The sequence below is a fragment of the Catenuloplanes atrovinosus genome (assembly GCF_031458235.1).
Classification (GTDB): domain Bacteria; phylum Actinomycetota; class Actinomycetes; order Mycobacteriales; family Micromonosporaceae; genus Catenuloplanes; species Catenuloplanes atrovinosus.
In genome coordinates, this window is the sequence record NZ_JAVDYB010000001.1 from 2,437,622 (window position 1) to 2,451,306 (window position 13,685).

General features: G+C 72.4%; 11 protein-coding genes. 5 read left to right on the forward strand and 6 right to left on the reverse strand.

Annotation, left to right across the window (positions count from 1 at the left end):
* Window positions 1-11 precede the first annotated feature (11 nt).
* The 5 genes from J2S41_RS10980 to J2S41_RS11000 all read right to left on the reverse strand — a co-directional run bounded on the left by J2S41_RS10980 (window position 12) and on the right by J2S41_RS11000 (window position 5,690).
* Window positions 12-719 carry a hypothetical protein gene (locus J2S41_RS10980; protein WP_310366322.1) on the reverse strand — a complete coding sequence of 236 codons (708 nt, stop codon included), beginning with the start codon at window positions 717-719 and terminating at the stop codon, window positions 12-14.
* A 118-nt stretch (window positions 720-837) separates the two neighbouring features.
* Window positions 838-2,373, reverse strand: a complete 1,536-nt coding sequence (locus J2S41_RS10985; RefSeq protein ID WP_310366323.1) for a glycosyltransferase — start codon at window positions 2,371-2,373, stop codon at window positions 838-840.
* A complete protein-coding gene (locus J2S41_RS10990) occupies window positions 2,370-3,452 on the reverse strand; it encodes a glycosyltransferase (protein ID WP_310366325.1) in 1,083 nt (360 codons plus the stop codon). The genes J2S41_RS10985 and J2S41_RS10990 overlap by 4 nt, the downstream gene beginning before the upstream one ends.
* Window positions 3,436-4,473 (reverse strand): zinc-dependent alcohol dehydrogenase, encoded by a 1,038-nt coding sequence (locus tag J2S41_RS10995; RefSeq protein WP_310366327.1) that lies wholly within the window; start codon window positions 4,471-4,473, stop codon window positions 3,436-3,438. Before J2S41_RS10995 ends, J2S41_RS10990 begins: the two co-directional genes overlap by 17 nt.
* Window positions 4,470-5,690, reverse strand: coding sequence for an aspartate aminotransferase family protein (locus tag J2S41_RS11000; RefSeq protein WP_310366329.1), 1,221 nt, complete (start codon window positions 5,688-5,690; stop codon window positions 4,470-4,472). Before J2S41_RS11000 ends, J2S41_RS10995 begins: the two co-directional genes overlap by 4 nt.
* A 482-nt stretch (window positions 5,691-6,172) precedes the next feature.
* Here J2S41_RS11000 and J2S41_RS11005 point away from each other — a divergent pair, with 482 nt between their 5' ends.
* Both J2S41_RS11005 and J2S41_RS11010 read left to right on the forward strand, forming a co-directional pair.
* On the forward strand, window positions 6,173-7,006 hold the full coding sequence (locus J2S41_RS11005; RefSeq protein WP_310366331.1) for a S1 family peptidase: 834 nt from the start codon (window positions 6,173-6,175) through the stop codon (window positions 7,004-7,006).
* 230 nt (window positions 7,007-7,236) lie between these two features.
* A complete protein-coding gene (locus J2S41_RS11010) occupies window positions 7,237-7,440 on the forward strand; it encodes a cold-shock protein (RefSeq protein ID WP_306829036.1) in 204 nt (67 codons plus the stop codon).
* A gap of 106 nt (window positions 7,441-7,546) precedes the next feature.
* Here J2S41_RS11010 and J2S41_RS11015 read toward each other — a convergent pair whose 3' ends face one another.
* On the reverse strand, window positions 7,547-7,981 hold the full coding sequence (locus tag J2S41_RS11015) for a DoxX family protein (protein ID WP_310366337.1): 435 nt from the start codon (window positions 7,979-7,981) through the stop codon (window positions 7,547-7,549).
* Window positions 7,982-8,251: 270 nt separating this feature from the next.
* Here J2S41_RS11015 and helR point away from each other — a divergent pair, with 270 nt between their 5' ends.
* From helR to J2S41_RS11030, 3 genes are all read left to right on the forward strand, one after another.
* A complete protein-coding gene (gene helR, locus J2S41_RS11020) occupies window positions 8,252-10,366 on the forward strand; it encodes an RNA polymerase recycling motor ATPase HelR (RefSeq protein WP_310366339.1) in 2,115 nt (704 codons plus the stop codon).
* A gap of 123 nt (window positions 10,367-10,489) precedes the next feature.
* Window positions 10,490-10,672, forward strand: coding sequence for a hypothetical protein (locus J2S41_RS11025; protein ID WP_310366341.1), 183 nt, complete (start codon window positions 10,490-10,492; stop codon window positions 10,670-10,672).
* A 22-nt stretch (window positions 10,673-10,694) separates the two neighbouring features.
* Window positions 10,695-13,664 (forward strand): NACHT domain-containing protein, encoded by a 2,970-nt coding sequence (locus tag J2S41_RS11030; RefSeq protein WP_310366343.1) that lies wholly within the window; start codon window positions 10,695-10,697, stop codon window positions 13,662-13,664.
* The last annotated feature ends 21 nt before the right edge of the window (window positions 13,665-13,685 follow it).

A 13,685-nucleotide genomic window follows, 5' to 3' on the forward strand; every position in this document is an offset into this window, starting at 1 on the left:
CGAGCGGTACGTCAGGCGAGCAGCTTCTCCCGCATGGTCCTGCCGGGGTTGAACTGGCCGACGACCTGCTGACCGGTGGGGAGGTACACGTCGACGGTGTTGTTGCGGCGCATCAGCTCGCGGACCGGCTGCGGCAGCGGGGGCTCCTGCGGCATGGCGGCGCGGACGTCGGTGGCGCACTGGATGAGGCGGTCGGCGAGCATGGCGGAGTCGGCGTCGACGCGGACACGGCCGAACTCCCAGCCGCAGATGAGCAGGTCGAGCGTCTCGAAGAGGTGGGTGAGCGTGGCGTAGGAGTCGGTCACGTCGACGAAGCGGCCGGCGTTGCGGCCGATGGCGGTGGCGGCGGCCTGGACGTGGACGTACGGGTGGAAGCTGCACGGCAGCGCGAACAGCGGCCACTGCAGCGCGTGCCCGGCCTCCCTCCACAGCGGCCGGTAGTTGCGGCGGTCGACCAGCATGCGGTGGCCGGTGCGCCGGTAGATGTCGGCGCACTGGGCGGCCAGCGCGTCGTTGGCGGTGTCGGCGAACTCGCGCAGGATGGTGGCGGCCACCATCAGGCCGTCGTCGCCCTGCAGGTAGGGGCCGACCGCGGCGGCCTGGTCCGGGAAGCGGCCCTGCACGTGCGCGCCGAGGCCCTGCCGGACCTGCGCGAGCAACGCGGCCTGCTGGCCCGCGTCGTGCTGCACCTTCCGCTTTCCCAGACCGAAAAGTCGCATGTGCCCTCGTTTCGACCGCGCCCGCCAGACGCGGCAATGCTAACGAAGATCACACGGGACGGTCGCGGCGCGGGTGCCCGTTCCCTCCGGCGAGGTGCGGCAACGGGCACCCGGCGGCTCAGGCCGTGACCAGCGGGCGCGCGACCACGGCCGCGTAGAGCTGCTCCGGGGTCAGCGACGCGTACCAGGGCGCGCCGGGCGCCCGCTCGTAGCGCTCCATCGAGATCAGGAACGCGAACGCGTAGCCGGTGCTGAGCGCCACGAACGCGCCCGCCCAGGCCGCGATCGCCACGTGCTCGCCCTGGGCGAGGCGCACCACCGCGAGCGTGAGCACGGCCAGGTTGGCCAGCGCGTACAGCCGGTAGATGTTCTTCAGGCCGGTGCTGGACGCGCGGTCGGTGCGCTTGACCGTGACGCCGAACTTCCGCTCGTTGCCGGCGATCGCCTTCAGCGCCGAGATCATCGGTACGGTGTCCGCCACCGCGAACGCCTCGCTGTGCAGCAGGTGGTAGTGCCCGCGGCCGAACAGCACCACGATCCACACCGACACGACCGTGAACGCCAGGAACGCGAAGCCGTACCGGCTGTACGGCCCGGTCACCGGCGCCACCCCGGTGATCAGCGCGGCGAGCGGCGCCAGCAGGTACAGCACCCGCATCGGCCCCTGCAGGTGCGTGATCATTGCGCTGAAGTAGTTGAGCCGTTGCCAGCCGGTCAGCCCGCGCACGCGCAGCGGCGAGTCCGGGTGCCGGAACAGCAGGCGCAGGCTGCCCGCGGCCCACCGCCGCCGGGTGCGGTAGTACTCGCGCAGGTTCTCCACCTCCAGGCCGTACGCCAGCGGCTCGCGCAGGTACACCGACCTCCAGCCGCGGGCGTGGATGCGCAGCGAGGTGTGGATGTCCTCGGTGGGCGTGTCCGGCGCGAACCCGTCCGTGGAGTCCAGCGCGGCGCGGCGCAGGATCGCGGACGTTCCGGTGTAGATCGCGCTGTTGGTGTAGTTCTTGGTCGGCTGGATGCCGCCGTAGAACATGCCCTGCTCGTGCCAGCCGCCGCGCCGGTACGTGAACGACTCCTGGTTGTAGAAGCTCTGCGGCGACTGCACGAACCCGACCCGCGGATCGTCGAAGTACCCGATGGTCCGCTCGATGAACTCCGGCAGCGGGATGTGGTCCGCGTCCAGCGTGACCACGAACTCCGCGTCCGTGAAGCGCAGCCCGTTGTTGAGGTTGCCGGCCTTGGCACCCTCGTTCGTGGTCCGGGCCACGTAGCGGGCGCCGTGCCGCGCGGCCATCTCGCGCACCTCCGGCCGGTCGCCGTCGTCGAGCACCAGCACGTTCCGCACGCCGCGCACCCGGACCGCGCCGATCACGGTCGGTTCCAGCACCAGCGGCGGCTCGTTCGCGGTCGGGATCAGGATGTCGACGGTGCTGACGACCTCCGGGACGGTACGGGGTTCGGCGCTGGCCGCGCGGCGCAGCGTGAGCATGAAGCACACCGAGGTGAGCACGCCGAACAGCTCGATCAGCCAGGCGACCGGGCCGTACCAGACGGTCCAGTCGACGACCGCGGTCCGCCACACGGCGAACGCGGCGGCGAGCGCGAGGAACGTCCAGAACAGCGCCGGGAACCAGCGCGGGTCACGGTGGACGATCACGAAGGGTCCTCCTCGATCACGGTACGGGCGACCCGGCGCGCCTCCGCGCGCACCGGGTCCAGGAAGCGCGGGCTCAGCCGCAGCACCGCCGGCAGCAGCCGCGCCTCGGCCAGCGCGCCGTCGGCGTACGGCAGCGCCAGCCCGGCGATCGGCAGCCGCTCGGCGACGGTGACCTCGGCGGCGACCTCGCCGGTGACGCCGATGCGCAGCACGCCGTCGTGCCCGAGCACCACGGACGGCCGGACCTCGCCCAGCTCGTCCAGCAGGGCCGGGTAGGCCGCGTTCGCCCCGACGTCGCCGAGCGCGCAGGCCAGCTCCACGTCGTGGCCGGGCCAGCGGCGCAGGAAGTAGCGGTAGTTGACGGCCTCGGTGCGCCGGTTGGCGGCCACGTCACGCACGTGCGGCAGGTGCACGCCGTAGAAGTCGCGGCCCATGATGATCGGCGTGCCGGCGCGGCTCACCCGGTACGCCCATTCCAGGTCCTCCACGCCGTAGCCGGTGAAGGCCTCGTCGAAGAACGGCGTGTCCGCCCGGCGCAGCGCGATCAGCGCGGTCCAGGCGAACGCCCACGGGATCACGTGCGGCACGTGCAGGCGCGGGTCCTCGTCGACGACCTCCCGCGCCTGCAACTCGTCGAGCGTCCTGCGGTAGTGCGCGTAGGGCCGGGCGTCGACCGCGGCCACGTCGCCGGTGTTGTTGTCGTAGCCGAGCAGCTGACCGGCCACGCAGACGCGCTGCCCGTACCCGAAATGGCGCTGGTAGAGGGTTTCCAGCGCGCGCGACGGCAGCGCCATGTCCACGTCCATCAGCACCAGGACCTCGCCGGTGGCCTGCCGCAGCGCCAGGTTGCGGGCCTCGCCGACCCGCCACGGCGCGGCGGAGAGCACGGACACGATCGGCAGCCGCCCGGTGAACTCGCGGCAGATGCCCACGTACTCGTCCGTGTACTCCATCGCGCCGATCACGACCTGCGGCGTGAGCGTCTGGCCGGCCAGCGACTCCAGCGCCAGCCGCAGGTTGTCCGGCCGGTTCCGGTACGGGATCACCACGCTGATCCGGGGCTCAGGCAACGTGCTCACCCGGCATCAGCAGCACCTTGCAGCTCGCCTCCGGCGCGGGGCCGAGCCGGCGGGCGTCGAGGTCGCAGCCGAGCGCGGCGAACCCCTTGCGGTAGTCGGCCAGCGGCACCGTGTGGCTGATCAGCCGCTCGGCCGGCACCCGGCCGGACGCGATCAGGTGAAAAGCCTCCTCGAACGAGCCGTGCAACGAGTCGATCGAGCCGACGACGGTCAGGCTGCGGTCGCCGATCAGCATGGTGTCGATCGACGCGATCCGCTCCTTCAGCCCGATCGACATGAACGTGCCGCCGGGCGCCATCCGCGGCAGCAGTTCCTCCAGCAGGTGCGAGGTGGTGTCGACCACGATGTCGAGCTCCTCGTCACCGCGCAGGTGCGGGATCGCGCGGCTGCCGGCCGGGAGCCGGCTGCGGGCGAAATCCAGCCGTGCGGGGGAGCGCTCGACCACGGTCGGGGTGAGGCCCCTCAGCGACAGCATCCAGGCGTAGAGCAGGCCGAGCGGGCCCGCGCCGATCACGTACGTGTTCATCGCCAGCGACGCCGGCTGGATGCGGCGCACGCCGGTGACGACGCAGCTGAGCGGCTCGGTCAGCGCGGCCGCGCGCAGCGGCACCCGGTCCGGCACCCGGTGCGTGAACGCGGACGTGGTCCGGTACCGGCCGGCGAACGCGCCGTCGTAGCTGACGCCGCTCTCCGTGCCGTGCTTGCGCTCGCAGTGGTTGATCCGGTTGGTCCGGCACATCCGGCACCGCCCGCAGTACGGCGTCGGGTTGATCACGACGCGGTCGCCCGGCGCGACCGTGCCGACCCCGGCGCCGACCTCCGCGACCACGCCGGCCGCCTCGTGCCCGAGCGTGACGCCCGGCACCGCCACCGGGTACGCACCGGAGGCGATGCCCAGGTCGGTGCCGCAGACGCCGCAGTAGGCGATGTCGACCACCACGTCGTCGTCGCCGGTCACGTGCAGGTCGGGCCGGTCGGCGAGGTCGAGCTCCCACGGCCCGGTGAAGGTGAGCGCTTTCATCGGCCGGCCTCCTGGCGGGTGAACGTGTGCAGGGCCGCGCGGAGCCGGGCCAGCAGCTCGCCGACCTGCTCGGGCGTGATGATCAGGGGCGGGCGGACCTTGACGGCGCGGCCGAACCCGTACCGGCTGCCGCGCATGATCAGCCCGTGGTGCTTGGCGATCGGCAGGAACCGGCGCACCGCGTCCGCGTCCGGCAGGTCGAACGCCTGCATCAGCCCGACGCCGCGCGGCCCGGACACGGCGGCGAAGTCGCGGTCGAGCGCGCGCAGCCCGTCCAGCAGCGGCCCGGACACCGCGGTCACGTTCTCCAGCACGCCGTGCTCGCGGATGTAGCGCACCGTCTCCGCCAGCGCGGTCAGCGACAGCGGGTTCGCGCCGGCCGTGCTGGAGTGCTCCCACGGCTCCAGCACGTCCAGGTCCTCGCGCATCAGCACGCCCGCGACCGGGATGCCGACGCCGCCCGCGCCCTTGGCGAACGTGATGATGTCCGGCCGCAGGTCGCGCGCGACGCCGGTGGAGGCGAAGAACGTGCCGGTTCGCCCGAACCCGGTCTGCACCTCGTCCGCGATGATCAGGATGCCGAGGTCGTCGCAGACCCGGCGCAGCTCGCGGAAATAGCCGTCCGGCGGCACCAGGTTGCCGCCGTTGCCGAGCACCGGCTCGATGATCAGCGCGGCGACCCGGCCGCTGGACGCGTACTCCGCGAAGTCCGCGACCCGGGTGGCGCAGAGCATGCCGCACCGGTCCGGCGTCTGCCCGAAGAAGCAGTCGCCGCAGTCCGGCGCCGGGATCTTGACCGAGCCGGGGAACGGCAGCGTGAACGACCGGTGCCGGAAGGCGTTGCCGGAGATGCCGGTCGCGGCCACGGACTGGCCGTGGTGGGACAGGAACAGCGAGAAGACGTCGGTGTTCCCGGTGGCCTTCTGGGCGATCCGGATCGCCGCCTCGTTCGCGGTGGAGCCGGTGATGTCCCGGAACCAGAACGCGCCGATGTGTGGCGGAAGATATTCGCGCATCGATTCAAATATGCGCGCCGAGGCGTCCCGGGTGTGATCGGAGGTCAGATGCGCGAGGCGGTCCAATTGGCGGTGCAGCGCGTCGACGACCTCCTTGGCGGAATAGCCGAGCGACACGTTGAACGTGCCGGACGCGCAGTCGATGTACTGCTCGTCGTGTGCGGTCAGATAGATTCCGTTTCCGGTGTACTCGGTGAGCATCGAGTTCAACGGACGGCCCCCTCTTTCTGCATTCGGGCAGGATTCACCGGCGGTTTACCGCTGGTGAGGGATCGGAGTCTGGGCAGCGCGGATGCGGCGTTCACCCCCCTTGGGAACGCTTCCACGGCATCGCGCCGAATTCCGTACCGAAATCCGTGGCGATGCGCCAACAGTGCCCGGCGCGCATTCGCCTGACAAGACCGAACCGATCCCCATCGACCTTATTGAATAGGCGAGGCCATCGACCAGTGCCGACAATGATGGATACATCGGTGTGCGCTGCGTCACTGCGTAATGCGTGCCCGGTGACGACATTTCCGGCCGGGTGCGGGAATGGGTCGGTGTCGTTACCGCGATCGTCGGAATGGGGGCATATCGCGGAGGTCATCACCGCACCGATTTATTGACAGCGATCAAGTCCGATGCGATGGTACGGCTCGGCGGCCCACCCCCGAGCCGCCGCTGTCGCGGAAGGAATCCCCATGCAGCTTCGACGGGCCCTCGCGCTCGGCGCCGCCGCGGTCGCCGCCGCCGTCCTGATCGGACCGGCGCCGGCGCAGGCCGCGCCGCCGGCGCCACCGCTGGCCGCCACCACGCTCGCCTCGACGATCGAGCTCAGCAACTGCTCGGCGTCGCTGGTGCGCTACCCCACCTCGGCCGCCGGCGACCGCGCGATGATGCTCACCAACGGCCACTGCTACGAGGGCGGGTTCATCAACGCCGGCACCGTGCTGCGCAACGTCTCCAGCACCCGGCAGGGCACCCTGCTGAACGCCGACGGCGGCGCCCTCGGCCGGGTCCGCGCCGACCAGGTGCTCTACGCCACGATGACCGGCACGGACGTCGCGCTCTACCGGCTGAACACCACGTTCGCGGCGCTGCAGACCCGGTACGGCGCCACGCCGCTGACGCTGTCGTCCGGCCGCGCGTCCGCGGGCACGTCGATGTCGATCCCGTCCGGCTACTGGAAGCGCGTCTGGACCTGCTCGGTCGACGGATTCGTGCCCACGCTGCGCGAGGACCAGTGGACCTGGCGTGACTCGATCCGCTACAGCACCGGCTGCGACGTCATCGGCGGCACGTCCGGCTCGCCGATCGTGAGCGCGGTCACCGGCCAGGTGATCGGCGTCAACAACACGCTCAACGAGTCCGGCGGCCGGTGCACGCTCAACAACCCGTGCGAGGTGGCGGCGAACGGCACGGTCACGGTGCTGCCCGGGCGCGGGTACGGCCAGCAGACGTACTGGTTCACCACCTGCCTGACCTCCTCGCGCACCATCGACCTGACCATCTCCGGCTGCCTGCTGCCGCGCTGATCCGTGCCGGGGGCCGGCTCGTCCCGGCCCCCGCCGCGGCCCGGCCGTGATATCGTCGTGGCGTTGCAGTTTTGATTTCCGTAGACGTTGTGTTGCGTGGATTACAGCGCCTGCCGGTCATGCTGACCTGGCCGGGCGCTTTTTTCATATTCGTCTTTTCCGGCGATCAGACGCGGCAACGTGAGGGTCCGCACGGTGCGGCCCTCTCACGGTTTCGCGAAGGAGAAGACATGGCCACCGGCACCGTCAAGTGGTTCAACGCCGACAAGGGCTTCGGCTTCATCGTCCAGGACGAGGGCGGCGCGGACGTGTTCGCCCACTTCTCGGCGATCGCCACCAGCGGCTACCGCAGCCTCGAGGAGAACCAGCGGGTCGAGTTCGAGATCACGCAGGGCCAGAAGGGGCCGCAGGCGGCCAACATCCGCCCGCTCTGACGTCGTCCGGGCGGCGGCGCGACCGGTTCGGCGCGCCACCACCGCACGCGATCTGACCGGCCGCGGGGGTGCGGGTTCGTCCGTACCCCCGCGGCCGCTGCTTTTCTCAGGCCGTCGCCGGCTCCGCCGTGCGGCGGCGCACCATCGGCGTGAGCAGTGCGTCCACGCTGAACCGGCCAGCGCCGACCGCGGCGATCATCAGCGCGCCCACGCCGAGTGCCAGCACCAGCTCCGCGCCGCCGTCGGCGACGAACATCCCCTTGCCGGCGTGCACGAAGACGTACGCGCCCAGCATGTTGAGCGCGAGCAGCACGCCGAAGACCGGCGTGAGCAGGCCGAGGATCAGCGCGGCGCCGCCGCCGACCTCGAGCAGCGCGGCGAACCAGGCGGCCGCCGTGGGCAGCGGGATGCCGACGCTGCCGAAGAATCCGGCGGTGCCGTCCACGCCGTTCGTGACCAGCTTCTGCCAGCCGTGCGCGATGAAGACCGCGCCGATGCCGATGCGGGCGAGCAGGATCGCGAGGTCGCGGGCCAGGGTCATCGAGGGCTCCCATCCTGGTTGAGACTTCAACATCTTGTCCGGCGAGATATTACCGGTATCGATGTCCGGAGGCTCGCAAACGTGATGTTTGCCGTTTCGGGGAACCACACGCCGCACACCCGTTCCAGGGCACAAAAAAGGGAGAAAGGGAAAAACCCTTCCTCCGCCACCTCCAACGTATATCAGACCCCCGGTCTTGCCGCAAGACCCGGGTGGTGCCGCAAAATCGCTGGTCGACGGCCAGATACGTGGCCACTTGGGGGGAATTGCGTGATCACCAGCGCGTTCGCACTACCGGACACACTCGCGGCCAAGGCCGACCCGGCGCTGATCGACGCGGACGAACGGCACTTCGCGGCCATCGCGGCCGGCCTGCGGCGGCAGCTCGACGACCTGTCCGGGCGGCTGGACGAGGCGCGGAGGGCCGCGGCCGGCAAGGGGCGGCAGGCGGCCGACCGCGACGACGAGGTGCGCCGGCTCTCCGCCCGGCTGCGCACGCTGCGCCGCTACGGCCTGGACCTGTGCCTGGGCCGCATGGTCGACGCGGACACCGGCGAAACCGTCTACATCGGGCGGCTCGGGCTCACCGACGGCAGCGGCGGCCGGCTGCTGACCGACTGGCGCTCGCCCGCGGCCGAGCCGTTCTTCGGCGCCACGCACGCCAACCCGATGGGCCTGGCCAGCCGCCGCCGCTACCGGTGGACCGGCGGACGGGTCACCGACTACTGGGACGAGGTGTTCACGCCGGACGGGCTGGACGGGCACGCCGCGCTGGACGACCAGTCCGCGTTCATCGCCAGCCTCGGCGGCACCCGGACCGCGCGCATGCGGGACGTGCTCGGCACCATCCAGGCCGACCAGGACGCGATCATCCGGGCCGGGTCGCGCGGCGCGCTGGTCGTGGACGGCGGGCCCGGCACCGGCAAGACCGTGGTGGCGCTGCACCGCACCGCGTACCTGCTCTACTCCGACCCGCGGCTCGGCAACCGGCGCGGCGGCGTGCTCTTCGTCGGCCCGCACGAGCCCTACCTGGCGTACGTGTCCGACGTGCTGCCCAGCCTCGGCGAGGAGGGCGTGCTCGCCTGCACGCTGCGCGACCTGGTCCCGGAGGGGGCCACCGCGACCGCGGAGAAGGACCCCGAGGTGGTACGCCTGAAATCGTCCGCGGACCTGGTGCGCGCGGTCGAGGCCGCGGTCCGCTTCTACGAGGAGCCGCCGGCCCGGGCCACGGTCGTCGCGACCGGCGACGGCGACCTGCGGCTCACGCCCGCGGACTGGGCCGAGGCCTTCGACGCCGCCACCGGCACCCCGCACAACGAGGCCCGCGGGCCCATCCTGGACGAGCTGGTCGCGATCCTGGCCGACCGGTACGACGCCGACCCGGACGAGCTGCGCCGGCACGCGGAGCTGCCGGCCGCCCTGCACCGCGCCTGGCCGCTGCTGGACGCCGCCGATCTGGTCGCGGACCTCTGGTCGGTCCCCGCCTACCTGCGCCGCTGCGCGCCCTGGCTGAGCCCGGCCGAGATCGCCACGCTCCAGCGCGCGGACCCGCGCGGGTGGACCGTCTCCGACCTGCCGCTGCTGGACGCGGCCCGGCAGCGGCTCGGCGACGCCGGCACCGACGCGCGGCGGCGACGGCGGGACGCCGCCGTCGCCACCCAGCGCGCCCGGATGGCCACGGTCATCGACGACCTGATCGCCTCGAACGTCCACGACGACGGCGAGGGCCTGATGACCATGCTGGTCCAGCAGGACCTGCGGGACGTGCTGGTCGACGGCACCGTGCTCCCCACCGCCGAGCCGGACCGGCTGGCCGGGCCGTTCGCGCACGTGGTGGTGGACGAGGCCCAGGAACTCACCGACGCGGAGTGGCGGATGCTGCTGCTGCGCTGTCCGTCGCGCAGCCTCACCATCGTCGGCGACCGCGCGCAGGCCCGGCACGGCTTCACCGAGAGCTGGGCGGAGCGGCTGCGCCGGGTCGGCCTGGACCAGGTGGAGATCGCCTCGCTGACCATCAACTACCGCACGCCGGCCGAGGTGATGGCCGAGGCCGCGCCGGTCATCCGCGCCGTGCTGCCGGACGCGAACGTGCCGCGCTCCATCCGCGACGGCGGGCTCCCGGTCGTACACGCGCGGGTCGAGGATCTGGAGACGATCCTGGCGGAGCACGCGGCCGGCCCCGGCATCGCCTGCGTCATCGGCCTGCCGTCCTTTCCGGGCACCGAGCGGGTGCGCTCGCTCTCCCCGGAACTGGCCAAGGGACTGGAGTTCGACCTGGTCGTCCTGGTCGATCCGGACTCCTTCGGGGACGGCGTCGAGGGCGCGGTCGACCGCTACGTCGCCATGACCCGCGCCACCCGGCAACTGGTCGTGCTGACCGGCTGACCGCTGTCGCACACCCGACAGCGATGGGTCGTCCGGCTGAGCACCGCACCCCCGAACTACCGGCTGGCGAGCGCGGTCCGCGCGGGCAGAATGGCTGCGATCGCCGTTACGAGGGGGAGCACCATGGAGGACGCGTTGCTGGCCTACAACGCCGGCCGCGTCGACGCGCTGGAGGGCCGCCGCGACACGGATCGCGCGGAGCATCCGGAGACCGGCGCCGACTATCGCCGCGGCTTCCTCGACGCCCGCATCGAGGTCGTCAACATGCACGCCGGCCTCCGCCGCCTCCTCGGCCACGAGGACTGACCGGGGGCCGTACTCTGCGTCAATGGCGTCCACACAGGTCGGCTACTCGGATGCGGTGAAGCTGCTCGGTGGCGGGTCTCCGCTGATCACCGCGCTGGACCGCGCGCTCGGCGGGTTGCTGCTGGCCGCCACCGGCGGTGGGAGCGAGCTGGCGATCAGCCTGTTCGACGCCAAGACCGAGGCGGCCCGGCTCGGCCAGCAGCTGATCATCGGATTGCGTGACCGGATCAAGGGCTATTCCCGGTACGACCGGACCCGGCGCCTGGAGGCCGCGCACGCGATCGTGGTGGTGACCGCGTTCTTCGAAGGGCTCGACGACATCGGGCTGCCGTTCGACGCGCGGCGGCTGCAGCTCACGGCGCAGGAGCGGGGACGCATCACCGGTGCCGGCTCCTCCGTCCGTGAGCTGCTGGTGCGGGGCACGCCGACGCCGGTGCCGCACCTGGACCACGACGCGTTCGCCGACACGCTCCTCGACTGGTACGCGACCGCGGCGTCCGGCCTCGCCGACTTCCTGCCCGGCCTCGCGATCTGGGACGAGTTGACCGAGACGGAGCGGCGCGCCGCCCGCCACGCCGTGCACTCCCTGCCCCGCGTCGCGCTCCGCCGCTACGAGAATCAGCAGCGCAGCCTCGCGGCCGAGGTCCCGGAATTCGGCTACTGGACCGCCGAGCTGCGGCAGCGCGAGATCGGCACGGCGCTCGCCCGGGTCGAGACCGTGCTGGCGTCGTTCGCCTCCGTGCACACGCCCGGCGACGTCGCCGGCACGCTCGTCCGCGCCTGGCGTGCCGCGCTCGACCGGCCCATCCTCTCCGAGGGTGACGTCCCCGGCGACCTGACCATCCCCACGCTGGCCGCGGGCTACGTCGACCCGGACTTCCGGGTCCGGCCGGTCGACGCGGCCGGCTCCCCGGCCGAGGAGGCCTGGTGGGCACTCGCCCCGACCCGGTCGGACCTGGCCGAGTTCCTCGCCAGCCACCTGACCACGCCGGACGCGACTCGGGCGCCGCTGCTGGTGCTGGGCCAGCCCGGCGCCGGCAAGTCCGTGCTCACCCGGATTCTCGCGGCCCGTCTCGACGCGCGCGACTTCCTGCCGGTCCGGGTGGCGCTGCGCGAGGTGCCGGCCGAGGCGGAGATCCAGGATCAGATCGAGTACGCGGTGCGCACCGCCACCGGCGAGACGCTGAGCTGGCCGGCCCTGGTCCGCGCGGCCGGTCCGGCGCTTCCCGTGGTGCTGCTCGACGGCTTCGACGAGCTGCTGCAGGCCACCGGCGTCAACCACTCCGACTACCTCGGGCGGGTGGCCGCGTTCCAGCGCCGCGAGGCTGATCTCGGCCGCCCGGTCGCGGTACTGGTCACCAGCCGCACCGCGGTCGCGGACCGGGCCCGGCCACCGGCCGGCGCGCTCAGCATCCGGCTGGAACCGTTCCGGGCGGCACACGTCCGGCACTGGGTGGAGATCTGGAACGCGGCGAACACGGCCGCGCTGCACGGCCGTGGCCTGGCCACGCTCGACGCCGGGGTGGTGCTGCGTCAGCCGGGCCTGGCCGGGCAACCGCTGCTGCTGATGATGCTGGCGCTCTACGACGCTGACACCAACGCGCTGCGCGCCGCCGGGGAGACCCTGGACGAGAGCTCGCTGTACGAACGGCTGCTGACCACGTTCGCCCGCCGCGAGGTCACCAAGACCCGCGCGACCGCCACGGACGCGCAGCTCACCGCGCTCGTCGAGGCCGAACTGCTGCGCCTGTCCGTGGCCGCGTTCGGCATGTTCAACCGGAACCGCCAGTGGGTCACCGAGCAGGAGCTGGACGCGGACCTGCACGCGTTGATGCCGGACCGGCGCCCGGAACCGCCCGGCGACTTCCGCCAGCGGCTGGGCCCGGCGCAGAAGCTGGTCGGCCGGTTCTTCTTCATGCAGCGCGGCCAGGCCACCCGCGACGGCGAGCGGCTGCGGACCTACGAGTTCCTGCACGCCACGTTCGGCGAGTACCTCATCGCCCGGCTCACGGTTCGCCTGATCGAGGAACTCGCCGCGGAGGAGGAGGCGGCGTCGGCGTCCGTCTTCGGCCCGGCCGGCTGCCGCGACGGCCGGCTGCACGCACTGCTGTCGTTCGCGCCGCTGACCAGCCGCGAGCCGATCCTGGAGTTCCTGGCCGAGCGGGCGAAGAACTGCTCGCCCGGCGCCCGGCGGCTGCCGGTCACGCTGTTCCGCCGGCTCGACGATCGGGCCACGGACCAGGACGTACGCGACTACCTGCCGGCGACGCCGCCCGCGCCGGAGCGGCACGCCGCGTACGACCTCAATCTTGTGCTCCTCGCGGTCGTGCTGAACGGCGGGGTACGGGCGAGCGAGCTGTTCCCGGACTCGTCCGACGCCGCGCTGGCCTGGCGGCGGCACGCCCTGCTCTGGCAGGCGATGCTGAGCACCGTCGCCTGGTGGGCGCTGGTCTTCACGCTGCAGACCCGCGGCACCTGGCGGGACGGGCGCCGTGATCTCCTGGTCGTGCTGGACCGGGACACCGCTCCGCCGCCGGTCGATCCGTACTGGCTCTACCGCGCCCACCCCGGTGATCCGAGACGCGCGGTCCTGGCCTGGCAGGACACCCGGGCGGACGGGCTGTCCCGGCAGTGCAACCTGGTGCGGGACCGGGTCAACGAGACGCTGATGCACGCGGCGGAGCCCATGATGGAGCGGATCGCGGACGCGGCCACCACGTTCGTGGCGCGGGACGCCGAGCGGTCCTACTCGATCGCGGCCGCGATCGGCCGGCTGCAGCTGGCGGTGCTGCTCAGCGAGGACGCGGCGGAGATCCGGCGGGCCGCGGACGACGCGGTGCACGCGGTCACGCTGTGCTGGCCGCCGAACGCGGAGGAGAGCGTGCGCCGCCGCGGCGCGCGGATCGTGCTCGTCCTCGTCGGCCTCGTGCGGACGCGTATGCCGAGCGACGTTCACGGGCGCTGGTCCGAGCAACTGCACAACGCCCTGTGACGGCCCGGGAGCCGCCGGGCC